This is a genomic window from Shewanella subflava (genome assembly GCF_025971955.1).
Classification (GTDB): domain Bacteria; phylum Pseudomonadota; class Gammaproteobacteria; order Enterobacterales; family Shewanellaceae; genus Shewanella; species Shewanella subflava.
The window spans coordinates 502941-525562 of record NZ_JAPDMX010000028.1 but is presented as its reverse complement, the minus strand read 5'-3'; the positions used below and the strand labels follow the sequence as shown (position 1 = coordinate 525562).

The 22622-nt window shown below is 41.7% G+C and carries 21 protein-coding genes; all 21 read right to left on the bottom strand.

Annotation, left to right across the window (positions count from 1 at the left end):
• Positions 1–136: 136 nt before the first annotated feature.
• Complete coding sequence (locus tag OHT75_RS14045) at positions 137–1483, bottom strand: sigma-54-dependent transcriptional regulator (RefSeq protein ID WP_264727628.1); 1347 nt, start codon at positions 1481–1483, stop codon at positions 137–139.
• Positions 1476–2567: a sensor histidine kinase gene (locus OHT75_RS14040; protein WP_264727787.1), complete on the bottom strand. Its 1092-nt coding sequence runs from the start codon at positions 2565–2567 to the stop codon at positions 1476–1478. The genes OHT75_RS14045 and OHT75_RS14040 overlap by 8 nt, the downstream gene beginning before the upstream one ends.
• Before the next feature lie 214 nt (positions 2568–2781).
• Positions 2782–4212: a sigma-54 dependent transcriptional regulator gene (locus OHT75_RS14035; protein WP_264727626.1), complete on the bottom strand. Its 1431-nt coding sequence runs from the start codon at positions 4210–4212 to the stop codon at positions 2782–2784.
• Between the two features lie 363 nt (positions 4213–4575).
• Positions 4576–4980, bottom strand: a complete 405-nt coding sequence (fliS, locus tag OHT75_RS14030) for a flagellar export chaperone FliS (protein ID WP_264727624.1) — start codon at positions 4978–4980, stop codon at positions 4576–4578.
• Positions 4981–4987: 7 nt separating this feature from the next.
• A complete protein-coding gene (locus tag OHT75_RS14025; RefSeq protein WP_264727623.1) occupies positions 4988–5320 on the bottom strand; it encodes a flagella biosynthesis chaperone for FliD, FliT in 333 nt (110 codons plus the stop codon).
• Between the two features lie 57 nt (positions 5321–5377).
• Positions 5378–6745, bottom strand: a complete 1368-nt coding sequence (gene fliD / locus OHT75_RS14020) for a flagellar filament capping protein FliD (RefSeq protein WP_264727620.1) — start codon at positions 6743–6745, stop codon at positions 5378–5380.
• Positions 6746–6820: 75 nt separating this feature from the next.
• Positions 6821–7216 (bottom strand): flagellar protein FlaG, encoded by a 396-nt coding sequence (locus OHT75_RS14015; protein WP_264727618.1) that lies wholly within the window; start codon positions 7214–7216, stop codon positions 6821–6823.
• Between the two features lie 136 nt (positions 7217–7352).
• The gene (locus tag OHT75_RS14010; protein WP_264727616.1) at positions 7353–8753 is read right to left on the bottom strand and encodes a flagellin; all 1401 of its coding nucleotides are present in this window, start codon (positions 8751–8753) and stop codon (positions 7353–7355) included.
• Between the two features lie 237 nt (positions 8754–8990).
• Positions 8991–10400, bottom strand: a complete 1410-nt coding sequence (locus OHT75_RS14005; protein WP_264727614.1) for a flagellin — start codon at positions 10398–10400, stop codon at positions 8991–8993.
• Between the two features lie 190 nt (positions 10401–10590).
• Complete coding sequence (gene flgL, locus OHT75_RS14000) at positions 10591–11802, bottom strand: flagellar hook-associated protein FlgL (protein WP_264727612.1); 1212 nt, start codon at positions 11800–11802, stop codon at positions 10591–10593.
• Positions 11803–11814: 12 nt separating this feature from the next.
• Entirely contained in the window at positions 11815–13740 is a 1926-nt protein-coding gene (flgK, locus tag OHT75_RS13995; protein ID WP_264727610.1) for a flagellar hook-associated protein FlgK, read from the bottom strand.
• The gene (flgJ, locus tag OHT75_RS13990; protein WP_264727608.1) at positions 13740–14867 is read right to left on the bottom strand and encodes a flagellar assembly peptidoglycan hydrolase FlgJ; all 1128 of its coding nucleotides are present in this window, start codon (positions 14865–14867) and stop codon (positions 13740–13742) included. The genes flgK and flgJ overlap by 1 nt, the downstream gene beginning before the upstream one ends.
• 60 nt (positions 14868–14927) lie before the next feature.
• Positions 14928–16004, bottom strand: a complete 1077-nt coding sequence (locus OHT75_RS13985; RefSeq protein WP_406682029.1) for a flagellar basal body P-ring protein FlgI — start codon at positions 16002–16004, stop codon at positions 14928–14930.
• 34 nt (positions 16005–16038) lie between these two features.
• Positions 16039–16713: a flagellar basal body L-ring protein FlgH gene (gene flgH / locus OHT75_RS13980; protein ID WP_264727603.1), complete on the bottom strand. Its 675-nt coding sequence runs from the start codon at positions 16711–16713 to the stop codon at positions 16039–16041.
• Between the two features lie 10 nt (positions 16714–16723).
• Positions 16724–17512, bottom strand: a complete 789-nt coding sequence (gene flgG, locus OHT75_RS13975) for a flagellar basal-body rod protein FlgG (RefSeq protein ID WP_261298035.1) — start codon at positions 17510–17512, stop codon at positions 16724–16726.
• Positions 17513–17523: 11 nt separating this feature from the next.
• Positions 17524–18267: a flagellar basal-body rod protein FlgF gene (gene flgF / locus OHT75_RS13970; protein ID WP_264727601.1), complete on the bottom strand. Its 744-nt coding sequence runs from the start codon at positions 18265–18267 to the stop codon at positions 17524–17526.
• Positions 18268–18529: 262 nt separating this feature from the next.
• Positions 18530–19891 (bottom strand): flagellar hook protein FlgE, encoded by a 1362-nt coding sequence (gene flgE, locus OHT75_RS13965; RefSeq protein ID WP_264727600.1) that lies wholly within the window; start codon positions 19889–19891, stop codon positions 18530–18532.
• Positions 19892–19949: 58 nt separating this feature from the next.
• Positions 19950–20738 (bottom strand): flagellar hook assembly protein FlgD, encoded by a 789-nt coding sequence (gene flgD, locus OHT75_RS13960; RefSeq protein ID WP_264727598.1) that lies wholly within the window; start codon positions 20736–20738, stop codon positions 19950–19952.
• A 24-nt stretch (positions 20739–20762) separates the two neighbouring features.
• Entirely contained in the window at positions 20763–21179 is a 417-nt protein-coding gene (gene flgC, locus OHT75_RS13955; protein WP_261298038.1) for a flagellar basal body rod protein FlgC, read from the bottom strand.
• A 2-nt stretch (positions 21180–21181) separates the two neighbouring features.
• Positions 21182–21580: a flagellar basal body rod protein FlgB gene (gene flgB, locus OHT75_RS13950; protein WP_264727592.1), complete on the bottom strand. Its 399-nt coding sequence runs from the start codon at positions 21578–21580 to the stop codon at positions 21182–21184.
• Positions 21581–21705: 125 nt separating this feature from the next.
• Positions 21706–22545, bottom strand: a complete 840-nt coding sequence (locus OHT75_RS13945) for a CheR family methyltransferase (protein WP_264727590.1) — start codon at positions 22543–22545, stop codon at positions 21706–21708.
• Positions 22546–22622 lie beyond the last annotated feature (77 nt).

Genomic DNA, 22622 nt, shown 5'->3' with positions numbered 1-22622 from the left:
GACGATAACTAGATCTCTTAATAGGGATAAAGCAAGTAGAATGCCAATATGAAAGAGAAAGCAAAAAAGCTACCTTTTACGCGTAGCTTTGTTGATAAAACAATAGAATAGCGGATTAATTGAACAACTTTAGAGGCTACGCAGGTAATTGGATCCCAGCATCTCGCATTTTAGCCATTTTATAGCGAAGCGTTCTGGCACTGATGCCGAGTTTTTCAGCGACAAGTTTCCGACTACCGTTACATTGATTAAGCGTTTCAAGAATAATCACATGCTCTTGTGCTTGTAACTCTCCGCCTAACCCTTCAGCTTCAGTTGGTTTTTCCGGATGTTGAGCATCTAAATGCATACTGACATCTGCGGAATCGATAATAATATCTTGCTCACAAATCTCCCCACCTGCATTTAAAATTAATGCACGTTGAATGACATTATCAAGCTCGCGAACATTGCCAGGCCAACGATGCGCCAGCAAACGGCGGGTTGCCACCTCACCTAAAGAAGGTACAGGTTTAATATTAAAAGCCTTAGCATGCTTAACTAATAGGTGCCTTGCCAAGGGTAAAATATCAGCGGGACGTTGGTTTAGCGCAGGCCAAGTAAGGGGGAACACATTAATACGATAATATAAATCTTCTCTAAACTCACCCGCACTGGCAATGGCTTTTAAGTCTCTGTTGGACGTGGCTAATACTCTCACATCAAGCTTGATGGTTTTGCGGCCACCTAATCGCTCCACTTCTCGCTCTTGCAGCACTCGCAGTAATTTAGCCTGCAAGCCTAATTCCATTTCTGAAATTTCATCAAGCAAAAGCGTCCCGCCCTGCGCTTGCTCAAATTTGCCTGGGCAAGCTTGATAAGCGCCGGTAAACGCGCCTTTTTCATAACCAAATAAAGTCGCCTCGAGCATGTTTTCAGGAATTGCAGCACAATTAATCGCGATAAAGGGTTCATCTTTACGGCTACTGTGCTGATGAATATACCGTGCTAGCACTTCTTTACCTGAGCCACTGGGTCCCATGATCATCACAGAAGCATCTGAAGTGGCCACTCGTTGAGCCAATGCTAATAAAGCTAAACTTTTTTCATCCGCCACAACCGGTTGATCGGTATTTTGTTTTTGTGGCAAGTATCTTGATACTTGATTTAATAATACTTCTGGTGCGAAGGGTTTTGCTAAATAATCTACGGCACCTAATTTTATCGCACTCACGGCACTGTCAATGGTTGCATAGGCCGTCATGAGCAATAACGGCAATTTCGGCTGGGCCTGTTGCAAATAATGTAATAATCCTATGCCGCCGATCCCTTCCATCTGCACATCACTAATCACCAAATCAAAATGATTCGCCTTTAAGGCCATTATCGCATCTTCTGCACTGCCAACATCCACACATTCATAATGGGCCAACTGCAAGGTATCGAGTAATGCTTCTCGTAGATCAGCATCATCTTCAACTAAAAGCAATTTTGCTTCAGACATGATTAATCTCCTGTGGGTTAACCTCTTCATCAACCGCTTTTAACATAGGAAAGCTTAACCTCACTTGGCAACCCATTTGTGGTTTACAGGATAATTGAATTTTACCACCATGATTGCGCACAACGGATTGCACAACCGCCAACCCTAAACCGGTTCCCTGCGCTTTTGTGGTAAAAAATGGCTCTAATACCTGTTGTTGGATATGCGGCTCAAGACCTTTACCATTGTCAATGACATCTAAAATGACATGTTCTTTATCTTCAAATGCACAAATTTTAATTTTTGTCGCCCCCGCTTCGAGGCTATTCATCACAAGATTATTTACCGCTGAACTCAGAGCATCACCATTTGCTAAAAGGCTGGCATCAGTTAAACACTCTTGAAATATTTCACACGATTTTCGCTGAGCAATCACTTCACAATTTGCCATTACAACATCGATGATTTGCGCAACGGCAACATTATCCGCTTTCGCGTCTTGACGCCCTTTTGCCATCAACAACATATCGTTGACTTGACGCTCAAGTTCATTAAGCCTATCAACCAGTTTAGTTTGAAAGCGCGTTTTAGAAGACTCCGCCAGTTTAGGATTACCTAAATTTGAAGCATAAAGTAACGCCGCCGATAATGGTGTACGAATTTGATGAGCTAATGTCGCCACCATTTTTCCCAATGCAGACAAACGTTGAAGATGTGATAAGTTTTTCTGTAGTAAGCGGGTTTCAGTTAAATCGGTTAACACAATTAGTTGACCCGGTTCAGGTGTTAAAGGCGAGATAGCTAACTTAACTCTACGGCCATTTTTTAATGATACTTCATGTCCATCGTCGTCTTGAGGAGAGAATGCTCGGTTTATAATTTCAAACCAGCGCAGCCCTTGTAAAGGTCGGCCAAGTAATTCTGCCGCCATTGGATTAGCTAACGTCACGACACCATCGCCATTAATAATCACCACTCCAGAAGGGAGAGCTTGAAGAATATGCGCCATTTGATTTGACATATTCGCGGCCTCTTGCACTTTGGCCAACTGACCAGAAGTCAATTTACCGTCATGTTGAAAATCAGGAGAGCTATTAACTCGCATTGAGGACACAGCAAAGGATCCCAGCGAAAACGAATTTTGCTTAAAATCTGTTTGAAACTGCTGAGTTGCGGCGTGTGCGTTTAGCATAACGACTCCGTCAAAAGAATTACATTTAACGGGTTACTGCATTAAGTGTGCCAAAAAATAAAAGCATACCGAACGGGTATGCTTTCTAAAGTATATAGTCAGTTTGAAAATAAACTGTGTGAAACGTTTATTCTTTACTCATGCCATATTTACGCATTTTTTCAACTAAGGTTGTACGGCGAATGCCCAGCATTTCAGCAGCTCTTGCCACCACATTGTCTTGCAGTTCTAAGGCTTGTCTGATCATATCAATTTCTAACTCAGCCAATAAATCTTTAAGATTTACCCCCTCAGGTGGTAGCTCAGTCGGGAAACGTGTTTCGGGAATATCAATCGGTTCATCATCATTAAAAATTGATGCCAGAGCATCTCTTTCTAATTGCTCTTCACTTATTTCGACACAATATTCAGGGACATCAATATGACGATATTTTTGCGGTAAATCATTAACGTCAACTAAGCCGCCCGGATACAAAATAGTAAGACGCTCAACTAAATTAGATAATTCACGCACATTACCCGACCACGCATGTTCTTTAAGTGATTCTATGGCACGCTGCGTGAACCTGACCTTTCCTCGACCTTCGTTAAAAACACGGCTAACTAACTCTTGCAGCAGCAATGGCACGTCATCACGTCGCTCACACAATGCTGGCATTTCGATAGGAAACACATTCAGACGATAGTACAAATCTTCACGAAACTCATTTTCAGCAATCATGGTTTCTAAATCACGGTGGGTTGCTGCAACAACACGCACATCGGTTTGAATAGTTTTACTGCCACCCACACGCTCGAAAACTCGCTCTTGCAAAACACGTAATAATTTAACTTGCATTTGCAATGGCATATCACCTATTTCGTCCAGAAATAGTGTGCCGCCTTCGGCTAATTCAAATCGACCTTTACGGGAAGATATTGCACCGGTGAAAGATCCTTTTTCGTGACCAAACAGCTCACTTTCAAGTAGTTCTGGCGGAATAGCACCACAGTTAACAGGAATAAAAGGGCCGTCACGACGCTCTGAAATATAATGAATATTACGCGCTACCACTTCCTTACCGGTTCCAGATTGCCCAAGTACCAGCACGGTGGCATCAGAACTGGCAACTTGACTAATCAAATGGCGAACATTAGCGATCCCCTGGCTGCGGCCAACCAAACTTCTAAATAACTTTGTTTGATTACCGCTAGTCGGAACTTGCTCTTTCTTGGCTTGACCAAAAACTTGGCAAAAATGCAATAGCTCAGTAAGTTGCGGATAATTGATAGGCTCTTCAATAACACCTAAAATATTAGATGTATCGACTTGAGCATTGCCTAGCAACAACAAAGGTTGCCATGGCGCGATAGTGGCGATGTTTTTAATGCTTTCGGTCGCCATACCATCAGACACAAGCACAATGGCACGGTATCTCGATTTTTCAACTAATGGTATTAAGGCGTCAACCGAAACAATGTCACATTGCTCACCTAAGAATTCAAAAATGCAGCACAGGCGTGTAACACGCTCTGAAACGGTACCGACAATTAAGATTCGTTGTTCAATTTGCATCATTTAGGGGCCAAAAGCTTGTTATAAGTATAAAGATCCACGGGTATTATTACGTGTTTAGTAAAAAAAACCAAAGGGTAAATTCGTCAAAATTTGCGATAAACGTAAAACTCACTGCCAAAGTACAAAGCTGATATAAATTTGAATCATTTTTTACATTTACAAAATTAAATATTGTATTAAGCCAGAACCAGAAGCAAGTACTTCAATAGTTAAATCAGTATCTAAATTCATATTAGTGCATAATTGTTGGCATTTCATGCAATACAAAGTGTTTCATACAAAAAACGTAAAAAGCGCTAATTGACTTTGCTCAATTAGCGCTTAAAGACTAAACAAGTAATGAAAAATAAAGAAGTAAAAAAACTAGTTTTGTTCAGAACTTAAGTGGTGTTGGTCTTGCGGAATAGCATCCCAGCCTTCTTTGATGATTTTCAAAATCCCCGTGACATCGTCAATCGCTGTGGCGTCATTATTCATATTTGCTTCTGACATGCGCACCAACATAAAATCATAAAGCTGGGTTAAATTACCGGCGACTTGCTCATTGGCTTCCATATTTAGACTGCTGTTTAAACCATTAACAATACCGATAGCTTTACCAATAAAGATTCCACGCATCTCAATATTGCCTTGCTCAATTGCCAGTTTAGCTTGCGCTAAGCGCTCTAATGCACCCGCTAGTAGCATTTGAATTATTCTATGGGGAGATGCGACAGCTAATCCACTGTCTACCGATACTTTTTTATATGATTGCAGTGAACCACGCATAATCTACCTACCTATTTGAATCAATTGATTTATAAATATTGATTTGTCGCTTATTCGAATTTTCTTTTTGCAATAATGCTTGCCTTTGTTGCATCACTTTGTTGCTTTGTTTAATCAGTGTTTGCGTTAAATCAAACTGTTTTTCAAGAAAATCTCGATCGGAATATTGCTCATCAGCCAACAAGGCTTGCAATAAACTTTGACGCATTTCAATATTCAAATGCAATTCAGATACCAACTTTTCAACAGCGTTGTCTTCAGGCGATATATCTTGCATATTTTTAAGCAAAAATAGTAACTTACTATTTACAGCTTCGATTTTAGCAATCTGATGTTCCAATGATTGATCCAACTATTTGATATTGACAGTAATTTGACGCACACAAAATAAGCTACTTTAGTTATTTTTACGTACTACGCCAGGAAGTGAATCTAAACGTGATTGCAACATACTAGATTGTGAGTTTAAATTAGCCACCACCAAGTCCATGGCATTAAATTGTTTATAAAGTCGATCACTGTATGCTGACATTCTACGGCTTAACTGCTCACGACTATCTGCAATTCGCGTTAACTGCTCATCCAAGGTGTTATCACGACCATCTAATATGCCACCAGATTGCACATAATTGTCAACGAGCTTATCCATCTTAAAAGCTAACCCTGTTTCTTCGGTAGAAAACAGCTCTGCAATATTACCTTTATCTTTATTCAATGCTTCAGTGAGTATCGAATCATCAACTTCCAATAAGCCTTCTCTAGTTGTCTTTATACCAATACTAGCTAAAGTTGCACTACCGTCTGAAGTGGTATATTCAGATGAAATCATAGTCCGTAGCTGACTTTGTATACTTCGAGGAAGAGCATCCCCCTGAAGTATGCCAGCTTTTTTAGTCTCAGGATCATAGCCACTTAGGTCTTTAATCGTTGTCATAAGTGTATTGTATGACTCAACAAAACCAGTAATCGCAGTTTTTGACTTTTCAGTGTTTTTACTTACGGTTATAGAAGTAGACTTATTAACATCAGCTGCAGTTAAGGATAATGAAACGCCTGTAATCGCTTCATTAATGGTATTAGACTGAGAAATAACTTTCACACCATCGATAAATACTTCAGCATTCTTTGCTGGAGTCAATTCAGTCATAGAAAAAGTATCAGACAAGCCCGTCCCAGGACCAGTATCGGCAGCGGTTACGGTAATTAAATTATCTTCACCTGTTTTCTTCGAACCTAATACTAACTGAGGTCCAAGTTCACCATTAATAATGGTTGCTGTTACATCATTGTTGTCTTCAGCATCATTAATTTTTGCCATAATATCAGTTAAAGAGTCAGTATCTGATACCGAAATATTGAAACTATCACCCGATCCAACGCCAATAGTTAAACTACCAGCGCCAATTGGTGTGGTTTTATCCGCCACCACTGTTGAACCGACTTTCTGACTCTGTGCCAATTGCTGAACTTTGACTTCATACTTGCCAGCAACGGCATTTTTATCGACTGTCGCACTGAAAAAATCTTTCGATGATAAAGTCACCTTTTGGCTAGAAAATGTTTCAGGTTTACTTAAAAGTTCTAATTTATCTTGAAACTCAGACATCGCACTTTTCAGCGAGCCAATTCCTGATATTTGGGCGTTAATTTTACCTTCATTAACATCAAACTTGGCAATTTTACCAGCACTTTCAGCTTGCACTAAAGCGGTGACAATGCCGCCAATGTCCATACCTGAACCGATACCGACCGATGTTAAGCCCATAACAACCTCTGCTCTTTGTTTAATTACTATTTTATCTTAGACGATCAAGCGCACTAAGATGTGGAAATACTGATATTATACTTCTGTTTTCATCAGTAAACCTGCGACTTCATTCAATTTTTTCGCAATATCCAATGCTTCTTCATTGGGTATTTGTCTGATTAAATCGCCAGTTTGAATATCTATCACTTTTACCACTTGCATACCTGACTCTTCGTCTACATTAAATGCCAAACCTTTTTGCATAACATTCATGCTTTTAGCAATATCATTTACTGCTTGCTGCAAATTTTCTGCATCTGCCTTAGATGTTTGATTAACCTTCTGAACTGTGCGAGATTGATCTCCCGCAGTTTGGATACCATTATCAGGCAGTGCTTGTTCTGCAACATTGGCTTTTTTATCAGCTAAATGCGCCATACTGTCTTTTCTAGCCGATGTAATTGAAGTACTTGATAAATTAACGTCCATGATACACCTCAACGATTACCATACATAAGCAATTTTTACGCCAAAACCAGCTATAATTGCTTTGTTTTTAAACAACAAAGGGAGACTCGTCACCGAATCTCCCTATCGTTTAGCTAATTGGCTTACTCTCTCTATATTATAGAAGTGATAAAGCGGTTTGTGGTAACTGATTAGCCTGAGCCAACATAGCAGAAGATGTTTGAGAAAGAATCTGCTGCTTAGTTAACTGTGCCGTTTCTTGGGCAAAGTCAACATCTTGAATTCGACCTCGCGCATCTGCTACGTTTGATTGAATATTGCTCAAGTTATTGATAGTGAAGTTCATACGGTTTTGTACCGCACCTAAATCGGCACGTTGCGCATCAATACCGCCAATCGCTGCGTCAATTACGGCTAGCGCATCTTGCGCACCTTGAGCAGTATTAATATCGATACTGCTTACCTTATTTAAAGTTGATGCGCCGCCACCTGCCGCTAGGTTTAACACTTCATCAACCGAAGCTCCTGTTACAGTAAATTTCTCTGGCGATGATAATTTAAGTTCAGCTGTTTTACTGACAGCAGCATTGGTAGCACCAGCAACTGACGAACCTAATGTTGCCGCGCCAGCTGACGCGCCAGCAATTTCTATACCATTAACATTTTTTGCAGTGATACTAATAACACTGGTATCTTTGTCATAACTCACATCATAGCCAGCCTTACCCAAATCAGCAGCTAAAGTTTCAGCATCGCCATCATATGTCGCTAAGTCGTAGCTGTCTTTAGTTCCATCTTCAGCAACTACAGAGAGCACACCATCATCACCTGCAGCAAGACCGCTAATTGTGGTCGTCACAGAAGCTTCAGCTTTAACACCAGCGCCTGAGGCATTAATATTTTTTGCTACAGTGGCAGCACCATCAAGTGCTGTAATACCAACTGTCTTACCATTTACAGCAAAAGTCGCATCTAAAGCAGTGGTCTGAGTTAAAGCTGTTGTAGCTTCAACACCAAACTCAGAACCTGCACCAGAAACAGAATTATTACCAATTTTATTTGAAGCAATAGAGCCTAAAGATACTGAAATGGTTTCATTGGCATTTGAACCCACTTGGAATTTTTGCGTACCATAGCTACCGTCTAATAATTTTTGACCACCAAATGATGTGGTTTCAGAGATACGGGTTAACTCTGTTTGTAATGAAGAAATTTCTTTTTGCATTGCTGCGCGGTCATCAGCAGAGTTTGAACCATTAGCAGACTGCAAAGATAAATCACGCATACGTTGTAAGATGTTAGTTGACTCTTGCATTGCACCTTCTGCGGTTTGTGCAATCGAAATACCGTCGTTAGCGTTACGCATTGCAACACCAATACCATTAATCTGACTTGTTAAACGGTTAGAAATCTGTAGGCCTGCTGCGTCATCTTTCGCGCTATTGATTCGCAAACCTGAAGCTAAACGCTCCATCGATGTTTTAAGACCATTGTTGGCACCATTTAAATTGCTTTGTGCCTTCATTGAAGTGACGTTAGTATTAACTGAAATAGCCATGATGTTGCCTCTCTATCAATCTTTAAATAGTGCCTGCCAGTTATCATAACTTTGAACAACAAGGTCAGACGGAACTTATCTTCTACAATTACTGTAACGGCACAGTAAAAAATAACTTTAGAAAAAAGATTGAAAAAAAACTGAAAACAACATTATTAATTAAAAAACCTATAAAAACAGAAGATTAAAAAAAGCAGGCTAATAGCCTGCTTTTTTAATCATTGATATCGAACCCTATTAGCCCAGAAGTGACAAAGCTGTTTGGGGGATCTGATTGGCTTGAGCCAACATAGTAGATGATGTTTGCGACAAAATTTGCTTTTTAGTTAACTGCGCCGTTTCCATTGCAAAATCAACATCTTGAATACGCCCACGCGCATCTGCAACATTTGATTGAATATTAGTTAAATTACTAATAGTAAAGTTCATCCGGTTTTGAACCGCACCTAAATCTGCACGCTGAGCATCAATACCACCGATAGCAGCATCAATAACCAATAAAGCATCCTGTGCTCCCTGGGCAGAGTTAATATCGATTGAACTCACTTTATTGAGAGTAGAAGATCCACCTGTTGCTGCAATCCCACCGCCTAAAACCTCATCAGCAGACGCACCAAACACAACGATTTTCTCTGGCGATGAAAGAGTTAGTTCAGCTGTTTTACTGACATTCGCATTTGTTGCCCCTGCAACAGTTGACCCTAACTGAGCAGCACCAGCTGAGGCTCCGGTAATTTCAATACCTTGTACTTTTTTTGCCGTAATACTTATGGTACCAGTACTGTCATCTAAGCTAACATCATAACCAGCTTTACCTAAGTCAGTCGCAAGTTCTGCAGAGTCACCTTTGTAAGTTGCAAGATCATAACTATCTTTTGTACCATCTTCATTTACTAAAGATAAAACACCATCATCAGTAGGACCTAAACCACTAATGGTTGTTGTTACTGATGCTTCAGCTTTTACACCCGCACCAGATGAATTGATTTTAGTCGCTAAGGTTGCGGCACCATCCAATGCTGTAATGCCAATCGTTTTACCATTAATAGCAAATGTCGCATCTGCCGCCGTTGTCTGAGTTAAAGCCGTAGTAGCCTCAACACCATATTCGCTTCCCGCACCAGATATACCATTATTACCAATTTTATTAGCAGCAACTGACGAAAGAGATACGGAAATAGTTTCATTAGCGTTAGCACCTACCTGAAACTTTTGAGTACCGTAGCTACCATCTAATAATTTTTGATTACCAAACGATGTCGTTTCAGAAATTCGGGTTAACTCTGTTTGTAATGCTGATAATTCTTTTTGCATTGCTGCACGGTCATCATCAGAATTCGAACCGTTTGCAGATTGAAGGGATAAATCACGCATACGTTGCAAAATGTTAGTCGACTCTTGCATCGCCCCTTCTGCGGTTTGTGCAATTGAAATTCCATCATTTGCGTTACGCACTGCAACCCCAATACCGTTAATTTGGCTGGTTAAGCGGTTTGAAATTTGTAAACCTGCGGCATCATCTTTAGCACTATTAATGCGAAGACCTGATGCTAAACGTTCCATTGACGTTTTAAGTCCATTGTTTGCGTTATTTAAGTTGCTCTGTGCTTTTAACGACGTGACGTTAGTATTAACTGAAATAGCCATGTTACCTTCCTCTCTTAGTAGCATTGCCAAGACTTAGGAGCTTGGCTAAATTTGTTAATCAGGTTAGTTAATCAATTACTGCGCTTGTTGCTGCAACTATTCATGAGCATTAGGCAGATACCGCAGACTAATAACCGTTAAACAATGTTGATTTTAAAAATTTGTCACCATGCATTCAGCATAATGGCTGTTATATATAGTCAAACAAACTAACCGAACCGACTTTGCTAAACACACTGGACACCGCATTAAGGGCTAATTGTTGCTTTTCAAATTCAGTAATGGCCGCGGCATAATCTAAATCTTCTAATTTTGATAATGCCGATGTGTTTATCAATTGTTCGTCAGTGTGGTTTCCAGTATATTTTTCGAGCACCTTTAAACTATTGCCCGTTAAACTACGTTGCTGACTCATTTGATTGACACCACTGTCTAAGTTATTCAAAAGCTGTGCCAACTCTGACTGACCTGCAGGTGATTTAGCTACATCTGTTGTTTCAAATAACGTAATCGCTTTATTCAAGGTATTGAAAATACTGACTTCTTCAACTTCTTCCATGGTGAAAGTATCACCCGCTTTAGGCTCACCTTCTATTTTGACTTCTATTCCATTGAAGCTCACTGGCGCTGAAGCATCAAAAGGTGCCACTGTAGTGACAATATTTGCCGGCGAAGCACTGTCTAATACCGTTAAATTGACACCACCTGCACCATCATCAACAAAATTAAAAGTATAAACATCAGGAACATGTGGCGTCGGAGGGGTGATTTTTGCACTGGATACCACAAAATCGCCTTGTTGCGATGGCGAATAATTGACGCCGTAATCTCCCATGGCGTTTGGTGCGTTCATAAATGCTGCATCACCCGCTATATTGGTGCCAATTTGCACACCTTGGGCGATTATGCTGTTGCGAACACCGGCATCTCCGCTATAAACAATCTCGCCAGCAGCATTAAACTCAAAGGGAGGATTATTGGTTTTGTTACCAGCAAAGATATAATTTCCAGATTCATCTTTGGTATTGGCAATCGACATTAACTGTTCAAGGCTTTTGCGCATATCATCGGCAATCACTTGCCGCTCTGCTTGCGTCATACTGCCGTTCATACCCCGTAGCATTGACTCTTTCATGCTTGAGACCAATGTATCAGCCTGGCCTAGTTGACTTTCAGCTTGCTGAATATGGCTAGTTGCATAATCAATATTTTTCATAAATTGGCTAACTAGACTATTTTTTTGCTTTAAATTATCAATTGCGATCGCGCCTACGGGATCATCACCTGCGGTGTTAACTTTTTTACCTGTCATAAGTTGATCAAGTATTTTATTGGTCGCTGTTTGCTTTTGCAGAATACTGGTCGTGTTTTGATGAAACATTTGCCCGGTAGAAATACGCATAATTTAATTCTCCTATCGAACAGAACTAATTAAAGTGTCAAATAATTGTTGCGCAGTGGTCATGATCCGCGCTGATGCTTGGTAAGATTGCTGAAAACGCATTAAGTTAGCCGCTTCTTCATCAAGGTTTACACCTGATTCACTTTGCACGCGATTGTAGGCTTGCTGATAAATGGCTTCGGCGGAGTCTGCACGTACTTCAGCCGCTTTGGTTTTATTACCAATGTCTAGCTTGGTATTTTCAAATACCCCCGTTAATGTGGTTGTTCCACCATTCATTAACTTGGCATCTGCCAGCTCTGCCATGGCTACTGCGTTGGAGTTATCACCTTCAGCGAAAGATAAATCAAAGGTAAAACTATCAGTTACGCCCGCTGTCGATTTATCATCAATTTCAAAACTGAATCCAAAACCGGTATTTATTTGCGGTGGCGTAAATGCGCTTGGTCCACCAACGGATGCACCTGAGGCATCAAAAACTTCAAAGGTATTAGCGGCACTGTCAATTCTTACGGTCAGCTCACCGCCCGTTAGCGGAAATCCGGCAGCTGCACGATTGATACTGTTGACTTTGACATCCATCTCACCGGAATTAGCGGCATCGGCGGTAATCTTAGGGGACGCGGCAGCAATTCCTTTAGGATCGGTCATCACAGTGGTTAATCCTGATGCCGCACCCGAGGTTGGGCGGATTTCAAATTTATCGCCATCCGCCATCGCGCCGCTACCGATGTTAATAGTAAAGCCATCGCCGCCTACCAATTCGCCAGGTGGATTTAAAGTTAATGGGCTGATTTTTCCCGTTTGGGTATCTTTTAACTCATATGTGCCAGGCGCTGTGAATGACAATTCATATCCGCCGCCACTCAACTGACCAACATTGTCAATATTCACGCTTAACTTGGCATTGCCGGTATTGGTTGAATATTCACCGACTCGGCCTGATGACATTAATGGGTCGTTAATATCGCGAAAGATGTTTTGACCAATGTTACCGTTTAAATCAAAACCTTTAGATTGCATTTCATTAAATGCATCGGCAATGCCCAGTGCGAGTTGGCCTAGCTCTTGGCTTGCTGGCACTAAGGTATCGGAGCGAAAATCAAATAATGCCCCTAACTGACCACCTAATTTGGAAGGGTCAATAACCAATGATTGATTACCTGTCGTTGCCGTAATGCGCGGCTCATTTGGGTATGGGTCACCAGTGGTCACGCCAACTGACATCGACACTTCACCCGACACCAACATCACAGAACCACCTAACATGATGGATTTTGCCCCGGTATCTAACGGGATCACATTCACTTGTGAATATTGGCTAAGCTCTTGGATCAGCGCATCCTGTTTATCGAGTAATTGACTATCTTGGCCGCCCGTCTTCATTAGCTCTAAATTAATGTTACCCAGTTCTTTGCTAATTTCATTGATACGGGTAGTCATTGACTCAATTTGACTATTAGTCTGCTTAGTTTGATTGTCTAAATGCGACTGCATTTGGTTCATCGTTTTGGCCAATTGCTGCATTGAACTTAATGCGCCATTACGAATACCTATATCAGTAGGTAAATCTGCAATACTGTTAATATTGGCAAAAACATCATTTAAGCCTGCAGGTACCATTTTACCAATTTGAGAATACAGTTGATCTAACTCACTCATTTTTATATAGGAGGTTTCAGCCGCACTTAAACTGGTTTGTCCGATACGTAGCTCACGTGCCGCAAACTCGTTGTACACCCTCTTAACATCAGACACATAAGTGCCTGTGCCATAGAAACTATTCCCTAATCGTTGTGATTCAGTCGCAGCCTGAGTCGCCACTTGACGGTGATAACCTTGAGTATTGGCATTGGCAATATTATTACTGGTAACACCCAGCTGAGACTGAGAGGCGAGTACACCTTGGCGGGCGATGTTTAATAGATCAATGGCCATTATTTAGCCTCCAAAGGAATGACAGACTTAAGCCCTTCTGTGACTGATTGCATAACTCGAATCACCTTTTTGGCATATTGAGGGTCAGTGGCGTAACCAGCTTTTTGTAAAGCATGAATAAATTGACGTGGTTCACTGGCCACTTTGCGCGCATCCTGATAGCGATCGTTTTGTGAAATAAACGACACAAAATCGGTAAAGCTTTGCTCTAAATTTTCATACATTCTGAAATCAGCACGTTGTTGAACCGGAATACCTTTTTCAAACTCAAGCGTATTCACCGTGGTTTTGTCGCCATCCCAACGTTTATCCGCTTTAATATTGAATAAATTATTGCTCATAGTGCCGTCTTGTTTGCGGATCACTTTTTGTCCCCAACCTGTTTCTAAGGCCGATTGCGCAATTAACACCTCAGGTGTGGTCCCCAGTTGCTTTGCCGCTTTTTCTGCGTGAGGATAAAGAACTGAAATAAAATGCTGTGGGTCATTAAATTGATTCAACGGCTCTTTTTGCCTATTAACTTGTTTGGCAACCTCGTTAGAAACGGTTGCCGTCGGCAAACTGTTGCCGTTTGCCTTATCAATAGAACTTGCTGGCGACTTACCTGCTAGGATTAAATCCATCTGCTGTTTAGTCGATGCAGAGTTCACAGCAAAAGCCGCATGATCAGATACTGGGGGCGCGAGAGGATTGACATCTGAATTAGCTGCAAGTAATGCTGGCGGCACCGATGAGTCACTTTGCTGACTAACAAACATAGAGGGGTTAACCCGATTATCGGTGTTGCCCCGTAATACCGAAGCCGGCGTCATTGGACTATCATCAGGAGATAGCTGATGCACCATTAACTCCGCCAAGCCCAACATACCTTTATTGGATAAATCCATCGACATTTGCTGATCACGCATTTGCTCATAAAATGCTGTGGCATCGCTATTAAATGGGCTATCAGATTTAAAAGCTTCATTAGCATCGCGCATGCTTTTCATCAACATTTGAATGAAGATGCCTTCAAACTGCTTGGCGACTTCTTTAAGTGCGCCCTTCTCGTCTTTCTGGGCCTGAGCACGGAGTGAATCCAGTCCTCCTAGATCCAGAAAGTGCGAAGAATTTGACAGCTTTTCCATAGTAATCCCGTTACAGATGTCGGCTTATTAAATTGTCTAACGCGTAAAAAGTGACAATTTTTAGATGATGATAAGTTCACCATGCAAAGCGCCTGCCATCTTTAACGCTTCAAGTATTGCTAACACGTCAGAAGGGGCCGCGCCGACGAGATTTACCGCACGCACTAACTCATCTAGCGTGGTACCAGGATTAAACATAAACATGCGGCGATCGCTTTGTTCAACATCTATGGTGCTATTGCTGGTCACCACGGTTTGACCACCAGCTAATGCATTGGGTTGAGACACTTGTGTGGCCTCTGCGATGGTGACAGTAAGTCCACCGTGAGTCACTGCGGCAGGCAATAACTGCACGTTTTTGCCAACAACAATGGTGCCAGTACGGGAATTAACAATCACTTTGGCCGATTCATCCGCAGGTTCGACTTCAATATTTTCTAACGTCGCTAAAAATGATACGCGTTGAGAAGCATCTCTTGGCGCACTGACTTGAACTGAACTGGCATCTAAAGCTCGCGCCATACCGGGCCCAAGTAAATCATTGATGGCATCCGCGGTTCTTTTAGCGGTTGAAAAGTCAGCACGACGCAGATTAAAGGTTAAATGATCACCGCTGGCAAAAGGTGACAACACGCTTCGTTCTACAATAGCACCACTGGGTATCCGCCCTACTGTGGGGGTATTTTGAATAACTTGAGAGCCATCTAATCCTTCTGCACTAAAACCACTTACAACAAGACTGCCCTGAGCAATAGCATAAACATTGCCGTCAACCCCTTTTAAAAACGTTTGTAATAAGGTGCCACCACGTAAACTTTTTGCTTCACCAATACTCGAAACCGTGACATCAAGTGTTTGACCCGGCTTGATAAATGCTGGCATATCCGCATGAACAGCAACCACAGCCACGTTTTTGACTTTGGGTCTAACCGAATCTGGTAAATTAATCCCAAAGTTTTTTAGCATGGTTTTAAACGTTTGTTCTGTGTAGCGTGTTTTTTCACCAGTACCTGGTAAACCCACCACGATCCCATAACCCACTAATTGGTTATTACGTACACCCTGAACGTTGGCAATGTCTTTAATTCGCTGCGCATTGGCAGGTGAGGAGATAACCACACATGCTGTCAATAACATGACTAAAATAGGTTTAATGTTCATGAAATACCCCTTAGAAAGGCCACCACTCACCCATAAAGAACGAGCTTAACCAGCCCACTTTTTGAGTGTCGGCAAAAGTGCCTGTACCGCTATATTGAATTCGAGCATTCGCTACACGCGTTGATTCAATGGTGTTGTCGGGCGTAATATCTTGGCTACGTACAATACCGGTCACGCGAATAAATTCGTCGCCATTATTAATCGATATCCACTTTTCGCCGCGAATAACTAAATTGCCGTTACCTAAAACTTGCATCACGTTTGCTGAAATGCTGCCATCTAAACTGTTTGATTGATCAGCATCCGCTTCACGCTTGGTGTTCATACTATCGGAGTAACGTAAATCTAATGGCACCCCTTTAATCGTGACATTACCCCCACCTGCATAAATAGGGTCAACGCTTAAATCGCTACCTTTTTTCAATTCATTATTTGCGCTTTTTGAGGCTTGGGTAGACTCTTTAAGTACCACTGTAATGATATCGCCAACTTTATGGGCGCGAATATCCGAGTACAAACTGGATGCTTGCGAGTCCAAATAAATAGAACCAGTAGCCACTGTTTGAGTGCGTGGTTCTTCTGGATAAACCGGCGCATAAAACGGATCATCCGGGATCGGTTTCTTCTGAGTAGAACTGCAACCGACCAACAGCAGCATGGCTGCTAACGCTAGGTATTTACTCATCACCGCCCCCTTATAGGTTTTGGTTAACGTAAGACAGCATTTGATCGACCGCCGAAATCACTTTTGAGTTCATTTCATAGATCCGCTGGCTTTGAATTAAATTAACCAACTCTTCGGTCACATTGACGTTAGATGTTTCCAACGCCCCCTGACGAATAGCCCCTAAACCATCTAAGGATGCTGTCCCTTGAATAGGTGTGCCGCTGGCGCCGGTTTCGGTATATAAATTTTGACCGAGAGGGTCTAACCCAGATGGATTAATAAAATCTGTCATGGTGAGCTGACCAATGGTTTGACTGTCTGTCGCCCCTGCTAACTTGACCGAGACTTCACCTTCGGCAGATACGGTAATACTCATTGCATCTTCAGGAATAGTGATTGGAGGCTGAAGCACGTAACCTGAACCCGGCGTGACAATCTGTCCGGTATCATCAAGGCTAAATTGACCATTACGAGTATAAGCCGCCGTACCATCTGGCATTTGAACTTCAAAAAATCCAGGACCTTCAATCATTAAATCTAACGAGTTATCAGTCGTTAGCATGTTGCCCTGAGTAAACATTTTTTGGGTTGCAACCACTTTAGTACCCGCCCCTAAATTTAAGCCATTAGGTAATTTAGTATTGTCGGCACTGATCCCACCGGCCTGGTTGATAGTTTGATAAAGCAAATCTTCAAACACCGCGCGGCTTTTTTTATAGCCGATTGTACTGGCGTTGGCGACGTTATTAGAGATCACCGCAATATCGGTTTGCTGGGCGTCTAAACCCGTTTTACTAATCCACAGAGCTGGATGCATAATTAAGACTCCTAACCAATTCTTAATAACGACGAAGAAGAACGATCGGCTTCTTCCGCATTTTTCATCATTTTGACTTGCATTTCGTATTGGCGTTGAATATCGATCATCGCCACCATTTCATGCACCGGATTAACATTACTGCCCTCAATAGCACCGCTTTCTACTTGAACCATTGGGTCTTTGGGAGCAGGTAATCCTGACATTAAACGGAACAATCCATCTTCACCGCGCATCATTTGATCGTTGCCTGGATTAACAAACTTGATCCTGGCGACTTCTTCAATCACTTCAGCCGTTGCACCTTGTGGTCTAACTGAAATAATCCCTTCTGGCGAAATTTGCACTTTATCAATAGGAAGCGGTAACACAATCGGCCCAGCATCGCCCATAATGGGTGTATTGCGGCTATTGATGAGCAACCCTGTGTTATCAAATTTCAAACTGCCTGCTCGGGTATAAGCTTCTGAACCATCGGCTGCCTGAACCGCAATCCAACCATCCCCTTTTATGGCAATGTCTAAATCCCGTCCGGTGCTTTTAATTGGTCCTGACGAGAAGTTAGTGCCAGGGCTTTCAATCATCGAAAACACTCGAGTAGGTAAGCCTTCACCAAAAGCTTGCATTGCTCTTGCTTGGGTCATGTCAGACTTAAAACCATCAGTGTTGGCATTGGCTAAATTGTTGGCACGAACCGCTAAAGCATTCATGCCTTGTTTTGCGCCGCTCATTGCAACATACAAAAATTTGTCCATTTGCCACTCCGTCAATAATGCTTCAAGTAAAGAGATTAACTAGTTAATGCAAGTGGAGTGCCAATAATTTTAATTTACGTAAGGCATTGATTTTATGATAAAGGCAGGATTAATAATGCGGGAGTCTGAATATACAGTGTCAAAAAAACACCGATAACATTTATGGAGGTTAATGAGTAACTAAAATAGGCAAGGTGTTGCCGCTAATGGCAACACCTTTGATCACAGCAACTATTTGCCCTTGAGAATTAACAACCTTAAATTATCTGATCTGTAACACAGTTTGGTTTAAGGTGTTGTTCACTTCAAGCGTTCTTGAGTTGGCCTGGAAGTTACGTTGTGCTGAAATCAAATCAACTAATTCAGTGGTTAAATCAACGTTTGATTGCTCAAGCGCTGAAGAACGAATGCTACCAAAGGTACCACTATTCGCTTCACCCGCTAAAGCAGGACCTGAATCCAAACTTGCTTTCCAAGACGTATTACCCACTTGTGTTAAGCCTTGTTCATTGGCAAATCTCACTAGTGCAACTCTTGAAAGTGGCACAGTTGAACCATTGCTATAGCTTGCGGTAACAAGTCCATCGGCGCCAATTCCCACGTTAGTCAAACGCCCAACCGTGGTACCATCTTGAGTTAACTCAGTCACTTCAAATGGAGATGCATATTGAGTGGGGTTATTAAAGTTAACAGTAACCGTTTGTGTACCATCTGCGCCAGGGCCTAATACATTTGCACCTGTTACACCAAGCTCTTGGGTTTTTATCACAGCGGGATCGCTACCAGTATAAGCACCTGCATCATTAAATTTGATAACAGCACCAGTCCAACCACCAGCAGTTTGCGCTGTACGTGAACCATCAACAATACCATCGCCAGTTGTGTCAACACTATACTGCCCTGCCGCACCATCCAAATTGACAGGTTTACCATCAACAGCATAGTAGGCAACCCAGTTACTTTCTCCTGTATATGACCCATCTTCAGGTTTAATGAAGTAAGTTGTCATAATGTGTGATTCACCCAATGAATCGTAAATCGTTACTGAGGTCGAATTATTAAAGGTATCTGGGTTAGTTGGATCAAATGCCGCTGGATCTAGGGCTGACTCACCTACGTTTAGATTCATTTGCAAGCCAACTTTGCCTGACATAACAGGACTACCTGCTGTGTCAGGTATTTTAATAGGCTGAGTGGTCGTTAAACTCACTGAAGTGGAATTACCATCTTTATCTACTGGAAAACCTTGTAAAAAATTACCCGCAGAATCGACCATATAATTTGCTGAGTCGACTTTAAACGCACCTGCACGAGTAAATGACTGATCACGGGTGCCAAGCTCTGATGAGGTAACAAAAAAGCCACCGCCGCTGATCGCCATATCTAATGAGTTACTGGTAAATTGCAGGCTTCCCTGGTGAAATTGTTGCGCCACCTGAGTCGTTGTTGTACCACCACCCACAGCCGTTTTACTGTTTGAGAAGATTGAATTGGCGTAAACATCCGCAAATTCGGCGCGAGATTCTTTAAAACCAATCGTATTGACGTTAGCAATATTGTTGGCTGTGGTATTTAAATCTTTTTGAGCGGCAGCAATACCACTCAGTGCGATGTTGAAAGACATATTTCACCTCGAATAATCAGGTTTTCTTTAATGACAAAATTTTGTCACAAGTTAAATTTTAAGATTCTGATACCGCGAGTACGTCGGACAACTTAATGCCGCCAATACCCCGTAAATTCAAAATAGCCCCAGTAGCGGCGGTACCTAATGACACGCTGGTAACATGCGCATAAGTAGAAACCGGTAAATCTTGTGATTGACCATCAACTTTGCCGCTTGCTTTGATGGAGTAAGTCCCCTCAGCAACTGGCTCACCATTTTTATCTAATCCATCCCAGGCAACATCCACATTACCACCAGCACTGCCATCAATTTCATAGGTTTTAATCAACTGACCTGCGTCATCTTCTATTCGAATCGTAATCTTATCAATTGCTTCGGGTGTGCTTACCACACCTTTAATTTCAGAGCTGCCTGCACTAATTGCCCCCGTATCAGATGGGATTAAGACTTTTCGACCCACTAAACTTGAGGCTTGTAATGCTTGACTTGAACTCATTACGCTATTGAGATTCAAAATTTCTTTATTTAGATTAGCAATACCATCAACCGTAGAAAACGATGCCATTTGGGCAATCATTTGATCATTATCAACAGGCTTAAAAGGATCTTGCATAGAAAGCTGTTGACTGAGCAACGCAAAAAAGTCCTCTTGCGTCAGCATTTGATCGTTTGCTTCAGGTGTTTCTGGTTTCTCAGGTAAACGAATTCCGTCTAAGAAAGGATTACCAGTGCTTGTGGTAGTCGAATTTGACTGCACGGTATTTTTAGTTACCGTTCCAGTGTTGTTTGTTGTCGATGCCTGTTGCGGCAAGGACTGACTGCTATAAGGATTAACGAGGCTCACAACTTACCTCCAATAATAGTCATGCTACTTACCCATTCTAAGTGTTTGTTGCAACATAGATTTTGCTGCATCAGCCACTTGAACATTCATTTGATACGAACGTGATGCCGAAATCATATCAGCCATCTCTTCCATGACATTCACATTTGGCTTGTAGATAAACCCATCACCATCTGCCATAGGATGATCAGGTGCGAACTCTTTCATCAATGGCTTATCACTTTCAACAATGCCACTGACATTTACGCGGTGAGCACCGGATTGCTGATGATTAGCTTTAGCCATTTCAGCTTCAAAAACAGGATGGCGAGCTCGGTATGTTTTATCAATGCTACTTGAGACAGAGTCTGCGTTAGCAATATTACTTGCCGTGGTATTAAGTCTGACAGACTGAGCCGTCATACCTGAGCCTGCTACATCAAAAATATTAAATAAGCTCATAATTAATCACCTCGCAATGCTTTACGCATTCCTGAAAACTTACTTTCTAAAAATCCTAATGACATTTGGTATTCTAGAGAGTTTTGCATAAAGGCTGATTGTTCTTGCTGCATATCGACCGTATTACCATCACCAGTATCAGGCTGGTTTGGCACACGAAACTTGACATGCTGTTGGCTGAGCGCAGTTAAATCGAAATGTTTTTCGTTAGAAGCGCTCATCGTCAAACCTTTTTGACGAGAACTTGCTGCTTGCATCGCAGAGGCAAAATCGACATCACGCGCTTTATACCCTGGGGTATTTGCATTCGCTATGTTGCTTGATAATACTTCAGCGCGTTGCGCCCTTACACCTAAAGAGTATTGATGTACCCCAAGTGCATTATCAAAATTAATCGCCATAAAATTGCCTCCATCAGCTAACTGATAGTTACAAAGCAAAGGTTATGCCAATTATTTGTTATTAGAAGAGAAATAGTGGGAAGAAAGCATGTATCAACAATAACGCATGCTTTTCAATAGATTAATTACATTTTCTTTTGATAATAAATGCCAGGATTACAACGAACCATATCAAATTCATCCGTTAATCCAGCAATAGATTCTGACGCACCAAGGAATAAAATCCCTTTTGGATTTAATGCGGCAGCAAATTGCCGCAATATTTTCGCCTTTGCCTCAGGGGCAAAATAAATCAGCACATTACGGCAAAATATGATGTCGTACTTACCCAGAAGCGTATAACTTTCAAGTAAGTTATGGGCTCTAAAGTTAACTAAACGCTTCACATTATCTTTGATTTTCATATTGCCGTTAGGTAAAGCATCAAAAAACTGACGTTTACGTTCTTCAGATAACCCACGTGCTAACGCTAAACCATCATATTCTGCATTCTTACAACGTTCTAACATCGATGGAGACAAATCGGTTGCCTGAATAGTGATCCCTCCAGGCAAGGCACCTGGTTTTCGCTGTTGATATTCTAAAGCTGTCATCGCTAATGAGTATGGCTCTTGTCCAGAAGAGCACGCTGCAGACCAAATACGTAATGGTCGGCCTAATTTAGAGTAGTCTGGCAATAAAGTATTGTGCAATAAATCAAAAGGATAACGATCACGAAACCATAGGGTTTCATTGGTAGTCATAGCGTCAATAACCTCAGCACGCAATTGGCGTTCTGTCGGTTTCATTGAATGTTTAACCACTTCAGATAGTGAAGGTAAATTGTATTTGCCCATTAACGGCGCAAGACGGCTACGCACTAGATATTGTTTGTTTTCACCTAATACGATGCCGCTATGTTGTTCTAAAAACAACCTAAATTGATTATATTCTGCTTCTGCGAGTGATTTATCTGTCACATTCACATCCTAATATAATGAGTGATTGTAGCCCTATGTCACTATGACTTTGACGAACTACCAATACCCATGAACTTGCCATG

Excerpts from the sequence above, each read along its gene's own strand:
- OHT75_RS14045 (WP_264727628.1), bottom strand. The coding sequence starts at position 1,483 with ATGTCTGAAGCAAAATTGCTTTTAGTTGAAGATGATGCTGATCTACGA.
- OHT75_RS14040 (WP_264727787.1), bottom strand. The coding sequence starts at position 2,567 with ATGCGAGTTAATAGCTCTCCTGATTTTCAACATGACGGTAAATTGACT.
- OHT75_RS14035 (WP_264727626.1), bottom strand. The coding sequence starts at position 4,212 with ATGATGCAAATTGAACAACGAATCTTAATTGTCGGTACCGTTTCAGAG.
- fliS (WP_264727624.1), bottom strand. The coding sequence starts at position 4,980 with ATGCGTGGTTCACTGCAATCATATAAAAAAGTATCGGTAGACAGTGGA.
- fliD (WP_264727620.1), bottom strand. The coding sequence starts at position 6,745 with ATGGGCTTAACATCGGTCGGTATCGGTTCAGGTATGGACATTGGCGGC.
- OHT75_RS14015 (WP_264727618.1), bottom strand. The coding sequence starts at position 7,216 with ATGGACGTTAATTTATCAAGTACTTCAATTACATCGGCTAGAAAAGAC.
- OHT75_RS14010 (WP_264727616.1), bottom strand. The coding sequence starts at position 8,753 with ATGGCTATTTCAGTTAATACTAACGTCACTTCAATGAAGGCACAAAGC.
- OHT75_RS14005 (WP_264727614.1), bottom strand. The coding sequence starts at position 10,400 with ATGGCTATTTCAGTTAATACTAACGTCACGTCGTTAAAAGCACAGAGC.
- flgL (WP_264727612.1), bottom strand. The coding sequence starts at position 11,802 with ATGCGTATTTCTACCGGGCAAATGTTTCATCAAAACACGACCAGTATT.
- flgK (WP_264727610.1), bottom strand. The coding sequence starts at position 13,740 with ATGGCCATTGATCTATTAAACATCGCCCGCCAAGGTGTACTCGCCTCT.
- flgJ (WP_264727608.1), bottom strand. The coding sequence starts at position 14,867 with ATGGAAAAGCTGTCAAATTCTTCGCACTTTCTGGATCTAGGAGGACTG.
- OHT75_RS13985 (WP_406682029.1), bottom strand. The coding sequence starts at position 16,004 with ATGTTATTGACAGCATGTGTGGTTATCTCCTCACCTGCCAATGCGCAG.
- flgH (WP_264727603.1), bottom strand. The coding sequence starts at position 16,713 with ATGAGTAAATACCTAGCGTTAGCAGCCATGCTGCTGTTGGTCGGTTGC.
- flgG (WP_261298035.1), bottom strand. The coding sequence starts at position 17,512 with ATGCATCCAGCTCTGTGGATTAGTAAAACGGGTTTAGACGCCCAGCAA.
- flgF (WP_264727601.1), bottom strand. The coding sequence starts at position 18,267 with ATGGACAAATTTTTGTATGTTGCAATGAGCGGCGCAAAACAAGGCATG.
- flgE (WP_264727600.1), bottom strand. The coding sequence starts at position 19,891 with ATGTCTTTCAACATCGCACTGAGTGGTATTGCTGCCGCTCAAAAAGAT.
- flgC (WP_261298038.1), bottom strand. The coding sequence starts at position 21,179 with ATGAGCTTATTTAATATTTTTGATGTAGCAGGCTCAGGTATGACGGCT.
- flgB (WP_264727592.1), bottom strand. The coding sequence starts at position 21,580 with ATGGCGATTAATTTTGATAATGCACTTGGGGTACATCAATACTCTTTA.